The sequence below is a fragment of the Kitasatospora brasiliensis genome (genome assembly GCF_032654805.1).
Classification (GTDB): domain Bacteria; phylum Actinomycetota; class Actinomycetes; order Streptomycetales; family Streptomycetaceae; genus Kitasatospora; species Kitasatospora brasiliensis.
Map to the genome: position 1 here is coordinate 1,503,413 of NZ_JAUOOW010000001.1, position 22,671 is coordinate 1,526,083.

Consider the following 22,671-nt stretch of genomic DNA (forward strand, 5'->3'; position numbering starts at 1 on the left):
GCAGGCCCCGGTCAGGGTTCGATTCGGACGCGGCCGGTGACGCCCTGGGCCGTCATGAGGGACTGGAAATAAGTGCTGGCCTTGGGGTCGTTGGTGATGAGTTCCAGGTGGGTGACCTTGTTGCGGGGGTCCTTCAGCGCCGACGCGTACTTCTCCAGCTTCTTCGACTCCCCCTCCATGGTGTTCTCGTATGCGAACTCGAAGACGTTGTCGGCGTTGTCGAGCCGAAACGGCGATCGGCAACTCTGCTGCGTTCCGATGTACTTGGCGTCGATCGCAGCGCCGTCCTCCGGGCGGACACCATCGGCGTCCATGCCCAGTTCGCGGCCGGTCGCGGGATCCGTCACGTCGGTGTACAGCCGGTACTCCGTCGACCCGGCCACCCGGACCTGGTAGGCGCGCCTCGCGTTGATCTTCGGGTCGGCCTTGGCCGGCGGTGCCGGTGCGTGGGGGCCGTTGGCCTGGTACGTGCGGCCGTCCTGCTCCATCTGCGTCATCCACGCCCGGATCGCTGCCTGCTGCTGCGCGGGCAGCAGCGGGAACGGGCTGAGCGGATCGTGCGGCAGCGGCTGCATGCCGGGGGTGACGGTGAACGGAGGCGGCTTGGGGCCCGGCGCGGCCGCGGCGTCGCCCGCCCCAGCCAGCACGACAGCCGCGGTGGCCGTGGCGGCGATCCCCGCTCCCACCGGGATCAGGCTCGCCGCCGCACTGTCGACCACCGCCGCGGCCTCGGCGAGGACGGCGAGTTCCGCGCTGCCCTCCACCGCTGCGGCCATCGCGACCGCCGCGGTGCCGGCCTCGGCCGCGATCGCGGCCTCGCCACCGGCCGCGGCGACGTCGGACCCGCCGAACGTGAAGAACGTCAGCGCGATCCCGACACCCGCGACGATGCCGGCGCCGACGGCAAGGTCCTCCAGTTTGTCCCGCAGGTCCTCGACCTCCCGCGCGTACGCCTCGCACGCCTGCCCCAACTTGAAGGCCGCGTTCGTGATGCTGTTGAGCAGCGGGCCCTGCGTGGCACAGCCGTCGTGCATCAACGCCCAGTTCTGCGCGAAGGAGGTGACGGCGCTGGAGCTGCTGGACGCGGTGACCCGCTGGACGCGCTTGTCGCCCTCGACGCCCAGGCGGCTGACGAGACCGGCGAAGTTCTTCCAGCCGGTGGCGGCCTGGCGGAGCTTGCCCGGGTCGCCCTGGGGCCAGAACTTCTTGAGCAAGTCGTGGATCGCACCGCTGTCATTGTGGCCGACGGCGGAGCGGAGCGCGGCCTTGGCGACTTCCTCGTCGCACTCCGGGTTCGCGGACTCGGGGAGTTTCTGCGGGGCCATCAGCGAGGTGGCGACGTCGGCTTCGGTCTGGAGGTAGTTGATCGCCATGGTGTACAGGCCGTTGGCAGTTCCACCGAGTTGGCCGACGACCTGGGCCATCGCGTCGACGATCTTCTGCGCGGCGGGATCGTACTTGGCGGCGAACTTCTTGCCCGCGTCGTCGTCGCCGGCCATGCCCGCGATGTCGTCCATGGAGAAGACCAGGCTGCGATAGAGCTGCGCAGCGGTGTTGTGCAGGTCGGTGAACCCGGCAGAGGAGAGGATCATGTCTGCCGGTTTGACGTGGAAACTGGTCACCAAGCCCCCCGCTTGTCCGTCCCCGTTCACGGTAGCAAGGCTGGGCGCCTCTGAGACGGAGGTCCGAGGCGCCGGACAGGAGCAGGCCGCGCGCCGCCCCTCTGACAACATCCCGAGCGTCGCTCACCGGGATCCACCGACCCCTAGAATGCCCCGCACCCTTCTCGTCCACCCGTCAGTTCCTGGCCTGAACAACCAGGTTGTTGCCTGTGCCCCTCCGTGTACTGCGCGAGACTCACGACGAAGAAGCCGAGGCGCCCTGACCGCTGAACTGCTCCGGGTGTTCAGGGAGTCCGCACACAGCCTCTTCGCCCAGCGCGAGAGCCGCAACCAGGCCACCCGACCTAAGGCCACCGAGGTTCGGTCGCCGCTCAGCCCCGACCCTCCTCCGGCCCGAGGAGCCTCAGGGCGACCGTCGCGGGCCCGGCAACCGCCGGTCGTGGCGGTACCGCCCCTACCTATGACTCGGCACCGCAGCAGTGCCGAGCCGGTCCCCGTCTCGCCTTCCATGACCAGTCCAGACAGAACGCGGACCTCTTCACCCTCGCCCGTGGGCCGGGAGGCAGAGCAGCGGGTGAACGTCCCGGGACGCAGGCGCCCAGCCCTGCTCAACGCCACCCGGCCTCCCCGTACGCCGCGACCGCGGCAACCCCCGTCGGACCATCCTCCCCGCCCACGCTCGCCGGCCTGCGGCCGGGCACGACGATGCAGGCGCCCCTTCGCTCGGCCTGGGCACGAGCCCGACGGCCCGCACTCCGGTGCGGGCTCCCCGAGGTCGACGGGAGGCGCGCCAAGCCCTCACGCTTCCATCACACCACCGATCGCAGTGCTATCAGCACAATACTTCCGTCACCCATTTGGCGGGTCCGACGTTCGAATATCGAGGACTACGCTTCATTCCCGACCCCCAGGAAATTTCCTCCAGAAATTTCCCGACTCGGCCACCTGCACAGCATGGTGTCCGGTCATATTTTTCGGGGCGCCCAGAATTTCGAACACGAGAGGGATGATCGCCGTGGCGGAACACTGGAACGGGATGCCGGCCGGACTGATCGACGCAGTCTGGGTCAAGAGCAGTGCGAGCTCTCCGAACGGCCAGTGCGTCGAGATCGCCCCCGTCCAGGGGGAGGTGGCGGTTCGGAACTCGCGCAACCCGGGCGGTCCCGCACTGTTGTTCACAAAGCCCGAGTGGGCCGCACACCTGGCAGGCGTCAAGGCAGGCGAATACGACCACATGGTCACCGACTAGAATTCACACAGGAATACAGCGCGGACGCGCGGCCCTGGATTTGTGAGAACATGAGACCGTTTACCCATCCGGTCTCTCCCACACTGGGGCCCGCGTGTCCGTTTTTGACGCTTCCGAGGCATTTAAGGGCGGTGTCCCGGCCAGCCGCCCGGACGCCGATCCGAAGCAGAACCCCACCGTCGCGGCCGTACTCGCCAGGGCCACGCTCCGTTCACTGCGGCTGAGCCGCAAGTTGAAGCAGGCAGCCGTAGCCACCGGCACCAACATGTCCGCCTCGAAGCTGTGCAAGATCGAGACCGGAAACGCGATCATGCAGGCCGGGGACGCGGAGCGCCTCGCCGACTTCTACCACCTGCCCCCTGCCGAGAAGGCCTGGCTGGTCACGCTCGGCCAGCAGGCCAGCAACCCGCCGGCGTGGCAGCAGGCAGGTCTCGTCGCACCTCCGTTCATGGAGCAGCTGGTCGGCCTGGAGCCCGCGGCCGTCAGGCTGTGGACCTACGAGGCTGACCTCATCTCCGGGCTGCTGCAGACCGAGGCCTACATGAGGGCGGTCATGGCCAGCAGCCAGCCGCCGCTGCGTGCCGACGAGATCGAGGAGCGGGTGAAGCTGCGCCTCTACCGACAGGCCAAGGTCTTCGCCGATCCTCCGGACTGCATCTTCCTCTTCGACGAGAGCATGCTGCTCCGCCGCATCGGCAGCAGGGAAACCATGGTCGGACAGTTCGACCACCTGATCGGCGTCGCCGGCAACCCGCGGATCCAGATCCGCATCGTCCCGTTGGACGGCATGCAGGTCCTGTCGGGCGTGTGCTCCATGACGCTGTTGGACTTCGGCATGGGGTCCACCGGCCTGCCCTCCGTGATCTACCTGGAGGTCGGCGACGGCGGCAGGTACTTCGTCAAGGGCATCGGGCCGGTCGAGCCGGAGGAGGGCGCACCGTCGTTCGACCGCCACAGCACCACTCTGACGATGCTGCTCGGGCAGGCCGCCGGCCGTGACGAGAGCCTGGAGATACTGAAGGTGGCCCGGCAGCGGTTCCTCCGCTGACGGGCCCGCTCTCTTCTTCAGGGGATACGGGCGACTCCGCCGAACTCGACCCACTCGTGCGTCGCCTGCGGCCTGCGCAGCTCGGAGTCCGGCCGCCAGTGGGTGACGTCCACCAGGTACGGGTGAAGGACGGAGAGGCCGCTGAAGTAGCGGCGGACGTCTCGTTTCTCGCGCACGCGCCCCCAGTGGCCGCCCGTGCCCTGGTCCATCAGGTCGGTGACCGCCTCGCGAACCTGCTCGTCGTCGCTCACCAGATGACAGATCACCAGGTAGCTGCCGCGAGCAAGGTGCTCCCGCATGCGCTGAATCATCGCCTCGGGCTCTTCCGTATCCTTCAGGCAGTGGATCACGGATACCCACAGGGCAGCCACGGGCCGGCTGAAGTCGATGAATCCGCCCCTGGAGGCATGCTCGATGATCCGCCCGGTATCGGTCATGCTCGCTTCAATGAACCTGGTGCCGCTGTTCACCTCCAGTGAAGTACGACCGTGTGCGATCACGATCGGGTCGATGTCTATGTAGGCGACCCGCGCATCAGCGCGTACCTCCTGGGCCACCTGGTGCACATTGGGCCTGGTCGGCAGGCCCGACCCGTGGTCAAGGAACTGGGTGATCCCGCACTCGTGCGCGAGGAAGCGCACGACTCTCTCTAAGAACCACCGGTTGTTCAAAGCCAGTTCGCGGCTGCTCGGAGCGATCTCCAGAAGGCCCTCGCAGGCCTTCCGATCCGCTTCGAAATTCAACTCGCCGCCGAGCAGCCAGTCATACATACGCGCTGCACTCGGGATGGAGGTGTCGATGGCACGAAAATGCCCATCCTCGGTACCCACGGCGCCCCTTCCGTGGCCAGATCAACCCAGGGTGATCCCCGGGCAGTTGGGGACTAATCGTAAGCACGAACAGACAGTTACACCACGAGGCCGAGCGGGCAGCCGAAGCACCGGGTAGCGCACCCCGGCGGACAGGGGCGTATTTACGCAGGTCGCACGCCACCCAGCTTCGCCAGGCGATAGTTTAACTACCATGCGACATCTCGACATTGAGTGTCATGCGCGCGCAAGGATTCGAAGTGCAGCGCGCAGTTCCACTTCCACAACCCCCACGCTGACCCCCATCAGCCGCGCAGCGGCCGGAAGATCGAGCCCCAGTCGGTAACGCAGGAGAACCACGTCGGCAGCAGCCGCCGGAAGCACCTCATGCAGCCAGTCCGCCGCAGGACGGCCCACCTCGGTGCGCCGCGAAACGGCGCCCCGCAACAGACTCCAGCACACCGCGGTCGGTTCAGGGCCCCCCAGCACCTCGTCCCAGCCGGCTTCGACGTAGCCGAAGGTCCATGCCACCACCTCGGCCGCAGGCCCCGCGGCCTGCAGTCGCGCCCGCGCGTACATGCCGTATTGCGCCCTGTGCAGCTCGACGAATCCCTCGAAGCCGCTACGCGCCCTGCTCCGCGCTGCCGCTTCCAAGAGGCCCCCCGAGGGGCGACCTCGCAAGTACGAGCGCATGCCTCCTCCTGCCGTTCCTCGACTCCGACCCGCACAACAGTCAGGGCGGCCCTCCCCCGGCCGGGGAGAACCGCCCTCGGTGGTCAGACCATCCGCACTCGCCGAACGCGGACCACGATCTCCCTGGTGGAATGGAGCAGGCCCATGAGAAGCGCCGCACGGGAAGCCGCGATCGGGCCTTCGCCCAACGCAACCCACACGATGAGCGGGACCGCGAGTACGCCACTTAAACGTCCGACGACATCGATTACCCCGAACGAGCACAAGGCCCAACCATGCGGGAAATCGCTGCTAGCTTGGGCGGAATCGGGGCGCGGGAAAATTCGCTGCCGCGCTCCGAGGAATCGGTCGAGCATACCTTCATCTCTTTGTTCTTGATCGGTTCCATGTTCGGCCCCGGGCACGGTGGGGCGTTACCGCGCCCGGGGCCGGTACCGGGTGACCGGCACAAGCTCAACCTACCGGCAGTTCCGGCCCACAAGCCGCTTGAGGCCGAACCCCGCAATTTCCGCTTCACCGACCCCATCAGTTCGAACCCAAGTTCGCTCGAACCATCCAGAAAACCGCATTCTGCACCACTTCCCGATCACATTCTCCCCGCATCCGAAATTCCGGACCCACCCATTCCGTATATGCACCGCCGGAGAACTTTGATCGGCTCCTCGCGTCTGGCCTTCACGAGAGGCACCGGCAGCGACAGCCCGAAGGTAACCACCCCCTTCTACGGCCATCACCGTTCCCCCTCCTTCCGCTCTGCGGCCCGCTGCACCGCCTCGTACCGCCCACGGGCCCGCGCGGCATCCGCGTGAGCGCAGCCGGCCTCGGCTGTGGCGCGATCGAGGTCAGGCCGGCGCTCGGCCAGCACGGCGGCTGCGGCCTCGGCTTGCTCCCGGGCCCGGCTCAGGGCCGCCTGAGCGCGCTCGACGGCGGCGTCGGCCTGGTCTCGGCGGGCGGCCAAGTCCTCGACCTGAGCCGTGAGCCGGTCGCGCCGGTGCGCGGCCTCGCAGTGGCGCCGCTCTGCCGCCTCCAGCTCCGCCCGGGCCTCGGCCACCCACCTCTGGGCTTCCTGCCGGGCGGCTTCCCGCTGGCCTCCTCCAATGGACCGTGCCCGGTCCCGGTGGGCAGGACAGCGGGCTCCTCGATCGAGGCGGACAACCGCCCCGCAGCCACCTCGACCGCCGCCAGCGCGGCCCGCAGCGTCTGCTCGACCTCCCGCAGCTGTGCCTCGCCGAGCCGCACGCCCGCCTCGGCGGCCGAGGCTCGTGCCTGGGCGGTGAGCGCGGCCACCAGCCGGTGCCGCTGCGCGGACAGTTCGCGCAGCACCGGCCCGGCAAGCTCCTCCTGCGCGGTGCGCAGCGCCTGGCCCAGGTCCAGCAACTGCCCGACCTGCTCGGGGTGTGCGTGGGCGAAGGCCGCGATGGTGGGACGGTGCAGGGCCCTGATGCTGGCCGCGAGCGCCCGCTCGCCCGCCGCCCGGGCGCGGGCGGCAGCCTCGTTCCGGGCCTTGGTGAACTCGGACGGCGGCCGGGCGAACAGCGCGTCGGCCACCGTGTCGAAGCTCCCCGGCTCGGGCTGGGCGGGGGCCTTGCCGGGCCGGGCGGCGTTCACGAGGACCGCAGTGCCCGTTCGCACTCCCGGCACCGGACTTCGGCCAGGCCGGGCGGGTACCAGGGATCTCCCGGGCGCGCCGGCCGGTAGTTGGCGTGGTCCATCAGGCCGGTGTCCAGGCCGCACAACGTCTTCGGCAGGGGGTCCTCCGGGACGTCGGGGTCCGCGCCAGCGGCGTGCACTGCCAGCACGGGCGGCCCCAAGCTGTCCGGCCTCAGCGCCTCGCCCGGCTCCATCTCGAACAGGACGACGATCGATCCCATGAAGTCGAGCATCCCCCCCCGCCCCCGGCTCACTGCCGGACGTAGGCCATCCGAGCGCACCCTGATGGAGAAGCCGATCTTGCAAGGCGACGGAGAGGCGTAACGCAGCCACAGGTCGGGCGCCCGTACGATTCTGTCGTGGGCAAGCAGAAGACGTTCGAATTCACCGACCAGCTGAGAAGCGCGCAGAGGGCACTGGCCGCTGCCCGGCAGGAGCGTCAGGCCTTCTTGGCCTCGCTGCCCCGCTGGGACGGCGACCTGGCCGCCGTGAAGCAGGGCCTCGGCGAGGAGCAGATGGCGCAGTCGGCACGGCTCGCAGAAGCCGAACGGCAAGCCGCCCACACCGTGTGGGCCGATCCGTTCTGGGCGTCCTTGACCGGCGAGGACCAGGTGAGCGCCCGCCAACAGCTCAGCCACATCGATGACGCCTCCGCCTGAAGGGCGATAGCCGGGCCGGTCGGCCTCAGCCTGCGAGGACGAGCGGTCCCGGTCGCGCGGGGGGCACCGTGCCGAAGCTGGCCACTACCTCGAACAGGCCGCTGGTCCCGGCCGCCGGTCTCGGCCCGAGCCCGAGGGCGTACCGACCGGGCTGGAGGTCCGGCGGGACCAGCCACACGAACTGGCCGGATGCCCCGTCGACGGTGTCGTTGACGGTCTGCACCGCGAACAGCGCGGTCTCGTCGCCGGTGAACAGCTTCAACACGTGATGGGCTCTCGTGCCGCGAACCCAGGTGATCAGATAGGGCTCGCCTCTCACGACAAGCCCGCCTGCCCGCGGCTGCGAGAAGGAGGGCCGGGTCGGGGACTGCGAACGGCCAGTCAGGCCGGCCACGGACAGGGCCACCACGCCGAGGCGCCACAGGCCCCCAGGGACGCCATGGGTCATGCCTTCATTGAACGTCAACAAATCGCCGTATGTATCTCGAACCGGTGAATCATCATCCAAACGGGCAATCGAGGCATCAGGCCACGACCCGGGGCCGCGATGGTCGCGCTTTCCCCTGATCACACACCGCTACCAACAGCACCGCGGTACGGTGCGTCCGGGCAACAGCGGAACGGGGGGACGACGCAGTGGAAGAGATCGTCACACTGGCCCACAACGTGGCGGGGGTCCTGCGCGCCTGGGGAGAGCGCAAGCGCCAGGCTGATGCGCATCCGGACGACCCCCTCGAAGCCGTCCTGCTCGATCTCTACGAGGCGCTGGAAAGAACCTTCGCGGACCGTCCGATGGGGCTGGAGGTGGTGAACGAACTCGTTAACGGTCAGGGGGAGTTGACCGAGACGGACTGCACGATCTTCGAGGCCCTTCTACGCCGGGCCCTCCGCGGCGATCCCCTGCAGATCGTACGTCTTCAGAGGATCGTTGCTCGCCTGCCCCCCTCCTACGGTCAGACGGCCACAGTCCACAACGAGAGCGCGGTCGGCTCTGGCGGCGTCAGAATCACCCCTTCCTCTGCCCGCCGCCCCCCCATTGAGTTGAGAACCGGCAGAGGCGAGCCTGCCGTCGGCGGGCCACCCGGCCCGCCGTTCGAGGACGACGAGGAAGACGACTAGCCGCGGTGGGAGACATCGCCAAGGGCGCGTTCAGCGGGGCCTGGGCGCTGCTGGTCGGCTGGATCCTGCCCACCGCCGTCAACCTCGGCGTCTTCCTTGTCGCCGTCTGGCCGACCGTACGCACGACCCGGCTCGCCGCCGGGACCGTACCCGCCGGCCTGCCGAGCACCTCACTGCTCCTCCTGACCGGCGCTGTCGTGCTCGGCCTGGTTCTCTTCGCGCTCAGGACCCCGCTCTACCGGCTCCTGGAGGGCTACCTGCTGTGGCCGAGCTGGCTCACCGCGCGCCGCTGCGCCCACCACATTCACGCGAAGCACCTGCTCAAGAAGCGGCGCAGCCTGATCCTCTTGGCCAACCGGGATCGCGACGGCGAGCCCCTCACCGAGGCCGAGACCGACCGGCTCGCCGCGCTGCGTGCCGACCCCGACCTCCAGCGCCACCGCGGCGCCGACGAACGTCGCGGCCGGGTCCAGCGGGCCCTCCTCGGCGAGCAGCTGCGCCGCTACCCCGTCGACGACCGGCAGATCACCCCGACCCGGCTCGGCAACGCCATCCGCCGCTTCGAGGAGTACGGCCACGACCGGTTCCGCCTCGACACCCAAGTGCTGTGGGACGAGCTGACCGCCGTCGCGCCCGACCCGGTCCGCCGGCAGATCGAGGCAGCGAACACCCACGTCGATTTCTTCATCGCCCTGCTGTACGGCCACCTCCTCGTCGCCGCCACCGCGCTCGCCGCCCTCACCGCGGCCGCCGCCCGCGTCGCGCCGCTGCTCGTCACCGCGCTCGTGGCGCTGCTCCTCACGCCGGTCTGGTACCGGTGCGCGGTAGCGGCCACCGACGGTTGGGCGTCCTCCGTCCGGGCACTCGTCAACACCGGACGCAAGCCCCTCGCCGACGCCCTCGGCCTGGCCCTGCCCACTAGCGTCGAAGACGAACGAAGGATGTGGACCGCGGTGACCCGCCAGTCGCTGCGCCCCTTCGGTGACCGCTCCGACGCCCTGGACGCCTTCCGCAGCAGTACCGACCCGGCGTCGCCCGACACCTCGGCGACCGGGCCGGAAGCCGCCCAGTCCCCTTGACCGGCGATCCCGGGGCGGCCAACTCTTCCACGCCCCAACATCTTTCAGCGGCGAATCCACAACCCGGCCCAGGTTGTCGGTGGGGGGCGCTAGGGTCTCACCACGCGTTGCCGAACAGCCACGGAGAAGGGGTGAACTACGCCTTGTTGCAGGAGACTTTGCAGGCCTTCAAGTTCGCCCTCGATCCCACCCCCGCTCAGGAGGCGGACCTGAACCGGCACGCCGGTGCCGCCCGGTGGGCCTTCAACTGGGCCCTGGCCCGGAAGATCGCCGCGCACCGCGAGTGGCGTACCCGGGTCGACGCCCTCACCGAAGGCGGGCTGAGTGAGCGCGACGCCCGGAAGAAGGCCAGCGCCAGCGTCCGCATCCCGGGGCAGGCCACAATCAAGAAGCACTTGAATCAGGTCAAGGGCGATTCTCGGCTCGACGGCGAGCACCCGGACGGCTTCCATGGCCCGTTCCTGCCGTGCCCGTGGTGGCACGAGGTGTCCACCTACGCGTTCCAGTCCGCGTTCTACGACGCCGACGCCGCCTTCAAGAACTGGTTCGACTCCCTCACCGGCCGCCGCGCCGGCCGCGCCGTCGGCTACCCAAGGTTCAAGAAGAAGGGCCGCGCCCGGGACTCCTTCCGGCTCCACCACGACGTGAAGAAGCCCACGATCCGCCCCGACGGCTACCGGCGGCTGATCATGCCCCGCCTCGGCTCGGTGCGCATCCACGACTCCACGAAGCGCCTGTCCCGCCTCATCGCCAAGGGCCAGGCGATCGTCCAATCCGTCACCGTCTCCCGCGGCGGCAACCGCTGGTACGCCAGCGTCCTCGTCAAGGTCACCCGCGACATCCCCGACAAGCCCACCCGGGCCCAGACCGAGCACGGCACTGTCGGCGTCGACTGGGGAACCTCCCACCTCGCCACGCTCTCCCAACCCCTCGACCCGACGAACCCGGCGAGCGTCCACGTCGACAACCCCCGCCACCTCAACGCCGCGACCCGCCAACTCGCCAAGGCTCAGCGTGCCCTGTCCCGCACCCAGCGCGGCTCCAACCGCCGCACCCGGGCCGCCCGCCGCGTCGGCGTCATCCAGCACCGCATCGCCACACGCCGCGCCACCACCATCCACCAGCTCACCAAGCAGCTGGCCTGCCGCTTCGCCACCGTCGCCGTCGAAGACCTCAACGTCACCGGCATGAGCGCCTCTGCGAAGGGCACCGTCGAGAAGCCCGGCCGCCGCGTCCGACAGAAAGCAGGCCTCAACCGGGCCATCCTCGACGCCTCCCCCGGCGAACTCCGCCGCCAGCTCACCTACAAGACTTCCTGGTACGGCTCCAGCCTCGCGGTCGCCGACCGCTGGCTCCCATCCAGCAAGACCTGCTCGGCCTGCGGGACAGTCAAACCCACACTGCCCCTGGCCGAACGGGAGTACCACTGCACCAACTGCGGCCTGACGATCGACCGCGACCTCAACGCGGCCATCAACATCGCCCGGCACGCCGTCCCTCTGGTAGAGGGGGACGTAAAAGCCCGTAGAAGCCCGGTAAGCCCCGCCCGCGAGGGCAGGCACGGACGCGCCGGAAGGCAGACGCGGGAAGGCCCACCGCCACCAGACGGCGGGTCACCTCGGCGGGAGTAATCCCCCGACAGCCCACACACCCACCCGACCATCGCTCGGGCCACAACTCCACAGAGAGCAAAGAAAGCGCAAAGCCCACATAGAAGCCCAGCTCACGAAGGGTCCGACCCGGGCACGCGCGGGCTGACCGCTGCAGAAGCTTCGCGGCCTCGGGTACGACGAGTCCGACCCGGGCACGCGCGGGCTGACCGCCCACCCTGCTGTACTCCCTGGAGATGACCCAGTCCGACCCGGGCACGCGCGGGCTGACCGTCGAGAACACTGGTGAACGGCCCGGTCACTAGGTCCGACCCGGGCACGCGCGGGCTGACCGTTATATAACTTCCGCTAGTGTGGAGTTGTTGGGTCCGACCCGGGCACGCGCGGGCTGACCGCGGCGTACATCTTCACGCCGGCCAGGCCGAGGGTCCGACCCGGGCACGCGCGGGCTGACCGCTCCGGCTTCCGTCTCGGCGTCGGTGGCGAGGGTCCGACCCGGGCACGCGCGGGCTGACCGCTGAACTATTCCGGGGGTGCGGCTGATGGCATGTCCGACCCGGGCACGCGCGGGCTGACCGACTCGCTCGTCAACGGATCGGTTCGGCCGGGCGTCCGACCCGGGCACGCGCGGGCTGACCGGCGGAGAAGGGGATCATCACGTCCACAAAATGGTCCGACCCGGGCACGCGCGGGCTGACCGCAGCAGCACAAGGACGAGCTGGCGGAGATCCAGTCCGACCCGGGCACGCGCGGGCTGACCGGCGGAGGAAGTCTCCGACCGGCGCGCGGCCGCGTCCGACCCGGGCACGCGCGGGCTGACCGCGCGATCAGACCCAGCAGGACGAGCGTCGGCAGTCCGACCCGGGCACGCGCGGGCTGACCGGTCTCCTGTACGTTTCGGAGCTTGCCCCAGGCGTCCGACCCGGGCACGCGCGGGCTGACCGCGGATGGGGGTGCGCCTCGACCCGGCCACCGGGTCCGACCCGGGCACGCGCGGGCTGACCGCGGATGGGGGTGCGCCTCGACCCGGCCACCGGGTCCGACCCGGGCACGCGCGGGCTGACCGTAGTCGTGCATGGCTCGTAGAGCCTGCCGTGAGTGCGCCCCGGGCACGCGAGGGCTGGCCGATCGCCGTGTTCATCCAGTGGTACTCCACCAGGTGCGACCCGGGCGCACGGCGCATGTTCTCCTGCTACTTGCCCCCGCCCTTCCCGTTCTTCCCCTTCTTGACCTTCTTCTCCGTCTTCGGTTGATCGTTTCGCCCACGTGCTTCGAGGGCCTTCAGCCAGCCGGTGCGGACCGGCAATGCCAACGCGCCCGCGTCTCCGAAGGTGAGGTCTCGGACCTGGTGCTCCCTGGCGCCCTGCATGATCAGGTCCAGCACCTCGGGAGGAAGAGGGATCCTCCGCAGCTCGCGAGGGCGACCGAGGGTGCGGCTGATGGTGCTCTGGTCGAGGTTGAGCAGCGGTGCCGCGACAGTCTGGCCGCCAAGGTCGACGATGCTCTTCATCGCGTCCGCGCGGTCGGACGCGGCAGAGTCGAGGACCGCCTTGACCGCCTGCCACACGGCATCTGCCCGTTCGAACTTGGCGAGTGCGGCTTCGAGTTCATCGTGTTCCTAGCCCTTGGCCCCCATCATGTACCCCATGCATGGGCTGTTCTGGAGCCCTTGGAGTGTGTCCTGCGTGCAGGTGGTGGCCACCACCTTGCCCGGCGTCTGCCTTCGCTGTGTCTCACCGTCGGCGCCGAGGAGATCCGCTGGCGGCGCGGCACGGTCACCCGCAGCCCGATCGACCTGCCCGCAACCTGGGTGACGGGCCTCCGTCGAAGCCTGCGCCGACGTTCAGGGCGCGCACCGGCTGCCGCGGGGCCGCAGCCAACTGCGCGCGGAGCGCGCCTTCCCGAAGGGGCCCGCCGACGGGCGAGGTCGGCGGGCCCTAGACCGCTAACCGACGATCGGGGCGACGAGTTCGTCGATGCGGTCGGCGATCGGCTCGCTCCAGCCGTCCGGAAGCACGCCGGGATCGGAGCCGTGGACGCCGAGGTAGGCCCGGCGGTGGGCGGGCGGCAGGTCGTTCTGGGTTCCTAGCAGGTCGAAGAGGTGCCCGCGCGGGGCGTGGGCTGTGGTGTGGGTCGTTCCGGCTGCACGGAGGATGGCGCGCAGCCTGCGGGCGGCAGCGCCTTCGAAGTCGAGCTGGGGAAGGACCAGCATGTCTCCGGGCTGGAGGCCGGGGCGGACGGCTTCGACGGCGGCGCCGACGATACGCGGGAGGGCGATGGTCCTGATCGCCACCCTGCCTCCGGCGGTGAGGTAGTGGCGGTCGCTTCTAGTGGTGATGTCGGATTCGATCAGTTCGTCCATCTCCGCGAGGCGAAGCCCAGCGTAGAGGCTGAGCTTGATCAGGAGGTCGTCGCCCGGCGAGGTGGCGTTGGCGAGGATGGCCGGGACTTCGCCTGGCGTGATGGTTGCGCGCTCGCGGGTGCGGTGTCGGCGCTCTCGGGCTTCTCGGCGGGCGGCCTGGGCTTCGGCGGCGGTGAACATCGGCAGGTCCTTCGGGTACGCGATGGTAGGCGTGGTACGGCGGCGGGGCCATGGTACGGCGGGGCGCAGAGAGTGCGCCTGGGGCAGCCCGTCGGGTGGACTGCCCCAGGCAGGGCCGGAGGGCCGGGCTACCGGTCCGCCGGGTGGGGGTGTTCCGCGATCGAGCCGGTGGGCCTCTGGGCGTTCAGGGGCTGCTGGAGTTCGCCGAGTTGCGGTTGGTGTACGGCGGGGCCGGGCTGCTGGTGCTGGTCGACCTGGCGGGCGGGCCACGCGCCGTTGCTGCCGGCGCCCTCGCCTCTGGCCTTCACGGTGCGAGGTGGTCGCGGGAGGAGTTCGCCTTGCCCGTTGCCGGGCCGCAGGGTGGTGACGCGGGGCCGGTCGCCGTGGACGTTAGGGACGCCGCGGTTGTGGAGGTAGTGGGCGAACTGCCAGTTGCGGCAGGACCGGAAGGCGTGGTCGGCGGCGTGGGGGTCGTCGGCGGGGACCTCGGCGTTGGTGAAGTCGATGGGTCGGACGCCGTCGAGGTGCACGGTGAGGTCGTGCACCGTGAGGTCCTGGGTGTGGCCGGGTGCGAGCTCAAGGGCGAGGTGGGGGTTGTCCTCCCACCGGTAGGGGCTGGAGGTGACGCCGCACAGGTACCAGGCGAGGGCGTGGGGGAACTCGTCGAGTTCGACGGTGGCCTCGCGGGTGGTCTCGTCGATGTGCCGGCTGTAGCGGCCGTGGAGGGCGACTGCGCAGTGGCGGCTGAGGTCGATGCCGGTGACGTATTTGAGCCACAGGTATCGGTACCGACGCTCCCCCACCAGGAGGGTGATGGACGGCAACGTGGTTGTCCTGTCTGTGAGTTGAAGAAATCTCTTTGTTTCTATTTTATACTCACAGAGGGTGGTTGCCTAACCGTCGTCACGCTCCCGGCAGGCCCGCATCAGGGCCTCCACCAGCGGGCGGTGCCGGTTGTGCCGGTACGAGCCGGGGTACTCCATGTTGAACTCCAGCTCCAGTGCCGCGCGCCGCTCCTCCTCCGGCAACGCCTTCGGCTTGCGGCACACGGCGTAGATGTTCCCGCCGTTCGGGTTGCCGCGGATCTCGACCTCGTCGAAGTAGCGGCCCATCAGGGCGCACAGGGAGTCCGGGTCGTGGAACCGCTGCATCGTCCACACGCCAGCCCTGAACGTCGCCGTGAAGCCGTTCTCGTCCAGGAACTCGATGCTGCGCCGGTAGCGGCCGTTGTTGCGAGCCTTCTTGCCCCCGACCCTACGTGCGACCGAGCCGAGCGACCTCGTCCCCGTGTAGAAGGTGCCGTCTTTGGCGAGCAGCGAGTTGCACGTCGCGACGACCGCGTTCTCGAAGTCCAGCGACGTGACCGAGTTCAGGACCGAGTCGAGGACGACGACGTCGTACAAGCCGTTCTCGGGGACATCCCGCTGGAGGTCGCGGATGTGGCTGACGGTGGCGGCCACATCCAGGGCGTTCTGCTTGCCGGCGGCCTTGACGTGCGGCTCGTACCAGTGCGCGTCCCAGCCCTGCGACTTGATCCTCTGGATGTACGCCAGCTCACCGGCGCCGAAGTCCATCACGCGCTGGCCGGGGCGCAGCGCGGGCAGGACGTGCTGCTCGTACGTCGTGGACTTGTTGGAGTCGCCCTCGTCGCCGCCCAGGCGGTGCATCTGGCACCAGTGCTGGTTGTAGGCGCGGATGCCGAGCTGGGTGTAGTCGTAGACGCCGTAGTCGCCGTCCAGCCACACGGCGAGTTCGTCGGCTTCCTGCACGGACAGCCGGTAGCAGAGCAGCGGCAGTTTCAAGTCGGCCACGACCACGGCGTAGTCGTTGTTCAAGATCACGCGGCCGTCGTGGTCGGCGACGACCGAGCCCCAGGTGCCGTAGCGGGTGACCAGGCGGCGGATCTCGGCCTGGATCGCGGGGTTGGAGCGGGAGACCGCGGTGACGTCCTCGGGCTTGATCCATTCCCAGCCGTGCGCGTGCGGCCCGGCCTCGGGCACCCGCACCTTGGAGCCGTCCGTCTCGATCGAGTTGTGCAGCAGGTTGAACTGGACTTCGTCCTGGGTGGAGACGTGGCCGTCGAGGAGAATCGCCGGCGCGTGCGTCTGGCCGATCGCCTTCAGGGACTTGGTGCGCTGGTGGCCTGCCACGAGAATGCCGTTGCCGTTGACGATCACGGGCTTCACGCAGCCGAACAGCTTCAGCGACTGCTGGAGACGGTCGAACGCCTCCTCCGACAGGCGGCGCGGGTTGTAGGGGGCGGGCTTGAGCCCGTCGATCGCGTAGGCCTCCACGAACTCAGGCACCAGCGGCCTCCAGCTGCGCCTCGTGCTGGTCGAGGAGGTAGTGCGCGAAGCCGGTGTCCGTACCCCGCAAGGTGTAGAACGCGTCGTGGACGTTGTTCAGCCGCTCGACCTCGTCCTTGGTGATCTGTACGCGGGTGGTGCCCCACTGGACGAAGCCCCACTGGAGGTGCTCGTCGGCGGTCTTCTCGCCTTCCCGGTCGGTGGTCTCTGCGGCGAGCTGGGAGGGCAGCTCGATGGAGTCGAGGAGGTCATCCAGGGCGTGCTGGTCGTAGCCCGTGCCGTCCAGGTCGGGCAGTGCGGACAGGATGTCCGCGAGCAGTTCGGTGTCGTACCCGGCCAGGTCGCTGGTGCGGTTGTCGACGATGACGATGCGCGCTGCGGCGTCGTCGTCCACGTCGACCCAGGTGACGGCGATCTGGTCCCAGCCGCGCTGCTTGACGGCATCCCAGGTGTGGTTACCGGCCAGGATCTCGTGCCGTCGGCCGGTCAGGGTGCCGCGGTTGGCGACGATCGGCTTGAACTGGCCGTTCCACTTCAGGGACTCGGCGACGGCGTTCACGTCGCCGCGCCGCGGGTTCAGGTGGTAGCGGGTGAGGTCGCCGATCGGGTGGGCGAATGGCAGGAGGTCGTCAACGATCCGGTCAACGGGTTCGTGAGTGCTCACGGAACTGGTCCTTCGTAGGCCGATTCCCCGCGCCCCACGCGGGACACAGCCTAGACGACCTACTACGGCAGCGGTGAAGTCCGGGGTCTGCCCTGCCTTCGCTGATCAGGGGGTTTGACGTGAAGAGGCTGTCTCGTCAACACTTCTGGCGGGCGGTCTGGTCGAAAACACCGCGCCCCCTCTCCCGAGAATGTAGGGCGAGGACGCTCAGCGGCCTATGTGGTCTTGCCTCGCCGGCGCGTGGCTCGACTGCCTCGGCTACCTCCAGTTCGTGAGGTGAGCGCCCCGGCAGGGGCAGGTGGTTCGCCACCATGCGGTAAGGGCGTTGGTCGCGCGACCGACGCCTGTTCATCGAGACGATGCGCCGGCAGGGATCTCGGTTCGCACCTTGTCCGCTTGCGCGGGAGGTCGGACCGGCCTGCCCTGCGCTGGATCGGCTCGGCCTCCCCAGAGGAGGTCCACCGTGGAGCGCACCCCACTGACTCGCGTGCTTCTTGCCGCATGCATCTTCTTGATCGGCCTGCTCGCGGGCCTCATCGCTGGGCTGCTGTCGCGCGCCGGCGGCGCGCCCTGGCCCACAGCGGTGAGGGATGGCGGAGCCGGCTTCGTCGCCGCCGTTCTTCTGTGCATCACCGCGGCGGCCTTCTTCCTGAGCAGGGAGTAGACGGGCCGCCAGGGCGCCCTTCTGTGGAGCCCTTGCCAGTTGGGATGTCCGCCCGGCCCTTCCTCAACGAGACCGCGAGGCGGGGTCGGCCGGAGCGATCGGCGGTCCGGGGGCTCAGTCGTTCTCGTTGCTGCGGGCTGCGTGGTTGGTGATGTCCTCGATGGTGATGTGGCGGCCCTTGGCGTGCTGGTCGCAGAGCTCTGCCAGCTGCTCGGCGCCGTCACCGCCGAGGGTGAGGCCGATCGCGAGCAGCGCGGTGTCGCGGTTGGCGTACGAGCCGGGCAGCCAGCTGTCGCCGTGCAGGATGAGCCAGCCGATACCCGATGCTGCACCGGTGGGCGAGAAGAGTTCGAACGGGCCGACCTTGTCGGGCAGGTATGTCACGTGGGTCACCTTGTCGTTTCGAGATGTGCCGAGTGTCGCCGGGCAGAGGTTCGCCCGGCACGGTGACGGGACCGGCCGGGCGTGGTTCGGGGCTGACACTACTCACCGCGGTCTTCGTCGTGGGCTTCTCGGGGGGTGAGTTCTCCTGCGCAGAGGCGGCGGACTATGTCCAGGCGGTCGGCGAAGACGGTGTGGCCGGCGGTGATGAGGTCGGCGGCAACGGCCTGGAGGCGGGCCTCGGCGTCTTCGGCGCGCTGCCACAGGAGGTCGAGTTCGAGGTCGTTAATGGTGCTGGCGTTGGGCCGCCGGCGTGTGGTGGCGGGGTTGTCGGTCACTTCGGGCTCCGTTCCGCTGGTGGTTCGAGAACACGGGGCCGGGCGGCTGGCTGTTGGTCGTGTTGGCGGCCGGGTAGTGCAGGTTGGGGAGGGCGTTGTGGCGGGCGGGGCCCGGGCCGAGGGTTTCGACCCCGGCCCGGTTGCCGGTAGCGGCGGGGCCGCGGGTGCGCCGCTGCCCGTCGAAGGGGTGGCAGGCCTCGCGCTCCTGGCCGGGGGTGGCCGGGTGGGCGGTCATCGGTTGTTGCATCGGCAGAGGCTGGATACGGGGTCGCACCAGGAGTCGCAGGACTTGCACCAGATGGCTCCGGGGTGGGGCGGGGTGCGCTCGGGCTGAGCATGCTCGGGCTGGGTGGTCGTGGTGGTCACGTCTTGTTCCTCTGCTGGTGGGAGTGGAGGGCTTGGAGGAGTTGTTCGCGGTGCCAGGCGGCCTTGGGGTCGGGCCAGCGGCTGCTGTGGCGGCGGGTCCGGGCTGCCGGCGGGGGTGGTGGGGATGGCCTGTGCTGTTCGGCGCGGAGGGCGGACAGGGGTCCGTAGCGTTCGCGCATCAGCCGGGCGTAGGCCTCGGGGTCGGCTGCGCCGTGGGCGGTGTAGGTGTCGTGCACGGTGGTGTGCTCCTTGGGCATGCGCAGGCCCGCCCGACGGGGGGGTGTCGGGCGGGCCTGGTCGTGACGTGCTTGCTGGCGGTCCTCTCGTGGCGTGCTCGTGGGAGCTGCCCGTTCCTGGCAGGTGGGGCGCGGGGGGAGTGCCGCCTGCCAGGACCGTGAGAGGGATGTCACGGCGCATGCGTCGGGGGTGGGTCCGGGTGGGGCCGGACCCCCAGGTTCCGACGACATGCAGACCGTATCATCAATGAGTCCCCATACAAGTCATGGGCGTGTGGAAGGCCGGTCGGCTGGCTTCAGCTCCTCCGCCGTGCAGCCGTCGAACGGGGTCGTCCCGAAGGCGTCGCTGTCCGGGTCGTGGCCGAGGGAGCGAACAGCGGTCCTGTGTGCTGGTGCCGCACCAGGCGGCAGCGGGCATCTGGAGCCAGTCGGGGCGGGTCATGATCCGTACCTTTCGTGCGCGGGGTGGTGCGAGTCATTTGTAGCGGGCGCGGGCCGCCCGTGCCGGCGGACAGCGGGTTCGGAGGCGGCGGGGTGGGCCTTCCCGCCCGTGACCGGCGGCCCCTGGTGGGGCCGCCCGGGTCGTCCGGGTCAGGCGGCGACGGGCACGGGGGCGTCGGCGCCCTCGGCGATGTCGGCATCCTCGGCGACGATCTCGGCGAGCATGTCGGCGAACTCGGCCTCAAGCAGGGCGTCGGGGTCGCCCGGCTCGGCGCTGCCGTCCTCGTCGGGGGCCTCGGAGAGGGTGGGGGCCGCGGCCGCGCTGGAGGCAACGATCTGGCGGACGTCGGCGCACGCCTTGGCCTGCCGGAGATGGAACTTGGCGTCCTGAAGGCTCTTGGCGGTGCGCTCCAGCTGGTCCAGGCGGGCGACGATCTGGCCCTCCAGGGCCACGGCCAGGTCCTTGATCGGGGTCTTGGCGAGCTCCTCCAGGAGTTCGCGGACCCGCTCGATCTGGTCCAGCTTGTTGCGGGTGGCTCGCCGGGCGGCGGTTCGCTCGGCCTTCTCGTCCTCGGTCAGTTCCTCGACGTCGAACATGCCGGGCTGGCGCTCCTGCTCGCGGACCTGGTGGGCGAAGTGGAGCAGTTCGTTCTCGTCCATGGGCTTGCCGTTGTCGCCGCCGTTCGCCCACTTCTTGATGACGGCCTCCTGGTTCTCCGGCTTCAGCTCGGAGATTCGGTGCGCGGCGGCGGCTCCGATGTGACCGTGGGTCAGGTGGTGCTTGGCGGCGGGGATCAGGCTGAGCAGTTGCAGGCGCATCTTAATGAAGCGGGGGGTCTTGCCGAAGGCCTTGGCGACGTCCGCCTCGGTGAGCTCGCTGCCGTCCTCGTTCCGGTCCTCGTCGAGGATTCGCCGGAATCCCGACGCCTCCTCCAGCGGGGTCATGTCGGCGCGTCCGAGGTTCTCCGCCATCGAGCGTCGGAAGGCCTTGATGTCGGAGGCGGTGTCGACGATCTCCGCCCGGATGGTCGTGTTACCGGCCTCCTTGTTGGCGCGGTAGCGGCGCTCGCCCATGACGATCTCGTAACCGCCCTGAGGGCGCCGACGGACCTCAATCGGCGCCATGACCCCGAACTCCTCCACGGAGCCCCGGAGTTCGGCCATCTTCTCCTCGTCGAAGTACTCGCGGGGCTGGTTCGGGTTCGGGTGGATCTGGGCCATCTTGAGCAGCTTCGCCATGGTGGAACTCCCATCAGGTTTCGGAGGGCTACCCCCTCTTCATGTTTAAATTCTATACTCATTCATGGTGGGGGTGCAATCTTGGCGAAGAAGAATTTGAGGCAGTTTCAGCCAGGCTTCCCGGGGCCGGGATAAGCCCACACCTAGACGATGCGACCCTCGGCGGGGAAGTCACCTTCGATACCGCCGGAGCCACCTGTCGGCGACCGCTCGGAATCCCGAAGATCGATTCGCCCGGAATCCGCGAGGAGAATGAGGGCGCTGACCGCTTCCTGCCCGGAGATGGGACTGCCACACTCGGCCATGACGGTCAAGCCGGCCTGGCGCCGCTCCGCGAGCACGCGCAGCACACCCTCACAGCTGATCGCCATCGAAAAGTCCCCTCATGCCAGCACGCAGGCTCGACAGCAAGCCTGCGTGCGATCCACGGCGCCGTTCACTAGTGCTCCCCAGGCCGCCGACCCGGCCGAATGGCGCGACCGGCGGCCACAGCTTGCACCGAGATCAACAAACTGTCAAAGGAAGATCATTTGGATTCCAGGCGCCACCGGCATGTACCGTACCTGTTGCCGATCGCCAACAGGATTTCCTTTGTGGCGCGAACAACAGGGGGGCTCCAATTGACCACGCCAGCCGATAAGGCCGACGGGCTATGGAGCCTCGCAGGCAAGCTCAAGTACCTCCGCGCAAGACTCACCGGGGACGGCGAGAAGCCCCCCACCACTCGTGATCTTGCATCCCGGACAGCCGACAAAAACGGAAAGCCGACACTGGATCACACCGTGATTCACGCCACGCTTTCCGGCACGAAGGTCAACCCCCCCTTGAAGACGCTCTTGGGACTGGCCGACGCATTCGACTGCCCACCTCCGTACCTGATGCCGGGAGATCACGACCTGACCTCTCTGGAGGTCTACTACGAGCACCCGGCCGCCCGCGAGGCTCTACGCCTGGTCGCCGAACTCGGTGAGAGCGGAGCCGACGCGCTTCTCCAGGCCGCCCACGCCGTGCGCGAAGCACGCGGCCTGAACACTGGCACCGCCACAGCGAAGACCCGCCGAGGGCGTCGCCTGTCCCGCGCCGAGGCCGCCGAGGCGAGCCGCCAGGAAATCACCGAATTCTTCCTGTTCTGCTAGAACTCGCCGCTGGATGCGGCAGCACATACCGAAACGAGCACCCCGTGAACATCGCCGCCGTACTGTTGGGCGTCGCGCTGCTAGTGATCATCGCCACCGCTGGTCTCGCCACCACGGCAGCAGTGCGCGGCACGCGCATCAACGGCGCCGTCCGACCCCTGGAACGGTGGAGCCGCTCGGTCGCCGGCGCGATGGGCGCGACCGCGATCCTCCTGGCGATCCCCGCCATTGGCGACCGTCTCAACGCGGCCACTCACGTCGACAATCTGTCCATGCTGCTGGCGCACCTGTTCGGGATCGCCTGCCTCACCAGCTTGCGGGTGCTCCTGGTGACATGGACGTACCCACCGTCAGCTCGCGAGGCCGCGCTACGACTTCGGTTCGCCACAGCCGGCGCCTTCACTGTTGCCGCCACGATCGCTTTCGCGATGGCGGACCGAAGCGGTATCGCTTTCATCAACGCCGATGCCCAGGACGGCGGTGTCGGCACCTACCTGATGATCACCGACAGCTACTGGGTGCTGGCGGGGGCGATGATCGCGCGGGACTGCATACCGCTTGCGATCGACAACGCCCGCAGTGGCCACCGGACCATAGCGGTCGGGCAGGCGCTGCTCGCCGCCGGTGGCGCTGCCAGCGCACTGTGGGGTGCCACCGAAGCCGCGTACGTTGCCCTCACGCACATGGTGGGCGGCGCGTGGAGCCTGGGTGTGCAGGACGCGGTGAGTTCGTCGCTCGCGGCGCTGTACGGCATCTGCCTGTTCGCGGGCATCGCGGCCAGTGCGATGCGGCCTGCCGTTACTCGGCAGTGATCGGGCGG

General features: G+C 69.2%; 25 protein-coding genes and 1 CRISPR repeat array. Of the genes, 9 read left to right on the top strand and 16 right to left on the bottom strand.

Annotated features, from left to right (window positions below; all coding sequences use genetic code 11):
• Positions 1–11: 11 nt before the first annotated feature.
• On the bottom strand, positions 12–1,592 hold the full coding sequence (locus tag QWJ13_RS06860) for a restriction endonuclease fold toxin-2 domain-containing protein (protein WP_316521215.1): 1,581 nt from the start codon (positions 1,590–1,592) through the stop codon (positions 12–14).
• A 1,036-nt stretch (positions 1,593–2,628) separates the two neighbouring features.
• Between QWJ13_RS06860 and QWJ13_RS06865 the strand changes: the two genes are divergently transcribed.
• Positions 2,629–2,871, top strand: coding sequence for a DUF397 domain-containing protein (locus tag QWJ13_RS06865; RefSeq protein WP_316521216.1), 243 nt, complete (start codon positions 2,629–2,631; stop codon positions 2,869–2,871).
• Positions 2,872–2,965: 94 nt separating this feature from the next.
• Entirely contained in the window at positions 2,966–3,919 is a 954-nt protein-coding gene (locus QWJ13_RS06870) for a helix-turn-helix domain-containing protein (RefSeq protein WP_316521218.1), read from the top strand.
• A gap of 17 nt (positions 3,920–3,936) precedes the next feature.
• On the opposite strand, the gene QWJ13_RS06875 is transcribed toward QWJ13_RS06870, so the two are convergent.
• The 4 genes from QWJ13_RS06875 to QWJ13_RS06890 all read right to left on the bottom strand — a co-directional run bounded on the left by QWJ13_RS06875 (position 3,937) and on the right by QWJ13_RS06890 (position 7,292).
• Positions 3,937–4,749 (bottom strand): SAM-dependent methyltransferase, encoded by an 813-nt coding sequence (locus tag QWJ13_RS06875; protein WP_316521219.1) that lies wholly within the window; start codon positions 4,747–4,749, stop codon positions 3,937–3,939.
• A 216-nt stretch (positions 4,750–4,965) separates the two neighbouring features.
• Entirely contained in the window at positions 4,966–5,421 is a 456-nt protein-coding gene (locus QWJ13_RS06880) for a sigma factor-like helix-turn-helix DNA-binding protein (RefSeq protein WP_316521221.1), read from the bottom strand.
• 900 nt (positions 5,422–6,321) lie between these two features.
• Positions 6,322–7,053 carry a hypothetical protein gene (locus QWJ13_RS06885; RefSeq protein ID WP_316521223.1) on the bottom strand — a complete coding sequence of 244 codons (732 nt, stop codon included), beginning with the start codon at positions 7,051–7,053 and terminating at the stop codon, positions 6,322–6,324.
• Entirely contained in the window at positions 7,026–7,292 is a 267-nt protein-coding gene (locus QWJ13_RS06890) for a hypothetical protein (RefSeq protein WP_316521224.1), read from the bottom strand. The genes QWJ13_RS06885 and QWJ13_RS06890 overlap by 28 nt, the downstream gene beginning before the upstream one ends.
• Before the next feature lie 138 nt (positions 7,293–7,430).
• On the opposite strand from QWJ13_RS06890, the gene QWJ13_RS06895 reads away from it, so the two are divergent.
• The gene (locus QWJ13_RS06895) at positions 7,431–7,730 is read left to right on the top strand and encodes a DUF8825 domain-containing protein (protein ID WP_316521226.1); all 300 of its coding nucleotides are present in this window, start codon (positions 7,431–7,433) and stop codon (positions 7,728–7,730) included.
• A gap of 25 nt (positions 7,731–7,755) precedes the next feature.
• Here the strand turns inward: QWJ13_RS06895 and QWJ13_RS06900 are convergent, their stop codons facing one another.
• Positions 7,756–8,178, bottom strand: a complete 423-nt coding sequence (locus QWJ13_RS06900) for a Ser-Thr-rich GPI-anchored membrane family protein (RefSeq protein ID WP_316521718.1) — start codon at positions 8,176–8,178, stop codon at positions 7,756–7,758.
• Positions 8,179–8,366: 188 nt separating this feature from the next.
• Here QWJ13_RS06900 and QWJ13_RS06905 point away from each other — a divergent pair, with 188 nt between their 5' ends.
• The 3 genes from QWJ13_RS06905 to tnpB all read left to right on the top strand — a co-directional run bounded on the left by QWJ13_RS06905 (position 8,367) and on the right by tnpB (position 11,559).
• Entirely contained in the window at positions 8,367–8,849 is a 483-nt protein-coding gene (locus QWJ13_RS06905) for a hypothetical protein (protein ID WP_316521228.1), read from the top strand.
• Positions 8,850–8,854: 5 nt separating this feature from the next.
• A complete protein-coding gene (locus QWJ13_RS06910; RefSeq protein WP_316521230.1) occupies positions 8,855–9,928 on the top strand; it encodes a hypothetical protein in 1,074 nt (357 codons plus the stop codon).
• Between the two features lie 131 nt (positions 9,929–10,059).
• Positions 10,060–11,559, top strand: a complete 1,500-nt coding sequence (gene tnpB / locus QWJ13_RS06915) for an IS607 family element RNA-guided endonuclease TnpB (protein ID WP_316521232.1) — start codon at positions 10,060–10,062, stop codon at positions 11,557–11,559.
• Positions 11,560–11,660: 101 nt separating this feature from the next.
• Positions 11,661–12,665: a CRISPR direct-repeat array (repeat unit 29 nt; unit sequence GTCCGACCCGGGCACGCGCGGGCTGACCG).
• Between the two features lie 65 nt (positions 12,666–12,730).
• Here tnpB and QWJ13_RS06920 read toward each other — a convergent pair.
• The 5 genes from QWJ13_RS06920 to QWJ13_RS06940 form a co-directional block, all read right to left on the bottom strand.
• Positions 12,731–13,105 (bottom strand): hypothetical protein, encoded by a 375-nt coding sequence (locus tag QWJ13_RS06920; RefSeq protein ID WP_316521233.1) that lies wholly within the window; start codon positions 13,103–13,105, stop codon positions 12,731–12,733.
• A 378-nt stretch (positions 13,106–13,483) separates the two neighbouring features.
• Entirely contained in the window at positions 13,484–14,080 is a 597-nt protein-coding gene (locus QWJ13_RS06925; RefSeq protein WP_316521235.1) for a site-specific integrase, read from the bottom strand.
• Between the two features lie 128 nt (positions 14,081–14,208).
• Complete coding sequence (locus QWJ13_RS06930) at positions 14,209–14,904, bottom strand: hypothetical protein (RefSeq protein ID WP_316521237.1); 696 nt, start codon at positions 14,902–14,904, stop codon at positions 14,209–14,211.
• A 69-nt stretch (positions 14,905–14,973) separates the two neighbouring features.
• A complete protein-coding gene (locus QWJ13_RS06935) occupies positions 14,974–16,386 on the bottom strand; it encodes a ParB N-terminal domain-containing protein (protein ID WP_316521239.1) in 1,413 nt (470 codons plus the stop codon).
• Positions 16,379–17,050 (bottom strand): ParB/RepB/Spo0J family partition protein, encoded by a 672-nt coding sequence (locus tag QWJ13_RS06940; RefSeq protein WP_316521241.1) that lies wholly within the window; start codon positions 17,048–17,050, stop codon positions 16,379–16,381. Before QWJ13_RS06940 ends, QWJ13_RS06935 begins: the two co-directional genes overlap by 8 nt.
• Before the next feature lie 463 nt (positions 17,051–17,513).
• Between QWJ13_RS06940 and QWJ13_RS06945 the strand changes: the two genes are divergently transcribed.
• Positions 17,514–17,714, top strand: a complete 201-nt coding sequence (locus tag QWJ13_RS06945; protein ID WP_316521243.1) for a hypothetical protein — start codon at positions 17,514–17,516, stop codon at positions 17,712–17,714.
• Positions 17,715–17,828: 114 nt separating this feature from the next.
• Here QWJ13_RS06945 and QWJ13_RS06950 read toward each other — a convergent pair whose 3' ends face one another.
• From QWJ13_RS06950 to QWJ13_RS06970, 5 genes are all read right to left on the bottom strand, one after another.
• Positions 17,829–18,098, bottom strand: coding sequence for a hypothetical protein (locus QWJ13_RS06950; RefSeq protein ID WP_316521245.1), 270 nt, complete (start codon positions 18,096–18,098; stop codon positions 17,829–17,831).
• 98 nt (positions 18,099–18,196) lie between these two features.
• The gene (locus tag QWJ13_RS06955) at positions 18,197–18,433 is read right to left on the bottom strand and encodes a hypothetical protein (RefSeq protein WP_316521247.1); all 237 of its coding nucleotides are present in this window, start codon (positions 18,431–18,433) and stop codon (positions 18,197–18,199) included.
• A gap of 362 nt (positions 18,434–18,795) precedes the next feature.
• Complete coding sequence (locus QWJ13_RS06960; RefSeq protein WP_316521249.1) at positions 18,796–19,056, bottom strand: hypothetical protein; 261 nt, start codon at positions 19,054–19,056, stop codon at positions 18,796–18,798.
• Positions 19,057–19,626: 570 nt separating this feature from the next.
• Positions 19,627–20,715, bottom strand: a complete 1,089-nt coding sequence (locus QWJ13_RS06965) for a ParB/RepB/Spo0J family partition protein (RefSeq protein WP_316521250.1) — start codon at positions 20,713–20,715, stop codon at positions 19,627–19,629.
• A gap of 143 nt (positions 20,716–20,858) precedes the next feature.
• A complete protein-coding gene (locus tag QWJ13_RS06970; protein WP_316521252.1) occupies positions 20,859–21,086 on the bottom strand; it encodes a hypothetical protein in 228 nt (75 codons plus the stop codon).
• 195 nt (positions 21,087–21,281) lie between these two features.
• On the opposite strand from QWJ13_RS06970, the gene QWJ13_RS06975 reads away from it, so the two are divergent.
• Together QWJ13_RS06975 and QWJ13_RS06980 are read left to right on the top strand one after the other, a co-directional pair.
• A complete protein-coding gene (locus QWJ13_RS06975) occupies positions 21,282–21,851 on the top strand; it encodes a hypothetical protein (protein ID WP_316521254.1) in 570 nt (189 codons plus the stop codon).
• Between the two features lie 44 nt (positions 21,852–21,895).
• On the top strand, positions 21,896–22,663 hold the full coding sequence (locus QWJ13_RS06980; protein ID WP_316521255.1) for a hypothetical protein: 768 nt from the start codon (positions 21,896–21,898) through the stop codon (positions 22,661–22,663).
• The last annotated feature ends 8 nt before the right edge of the window (positions 22,664–22,671 follow it).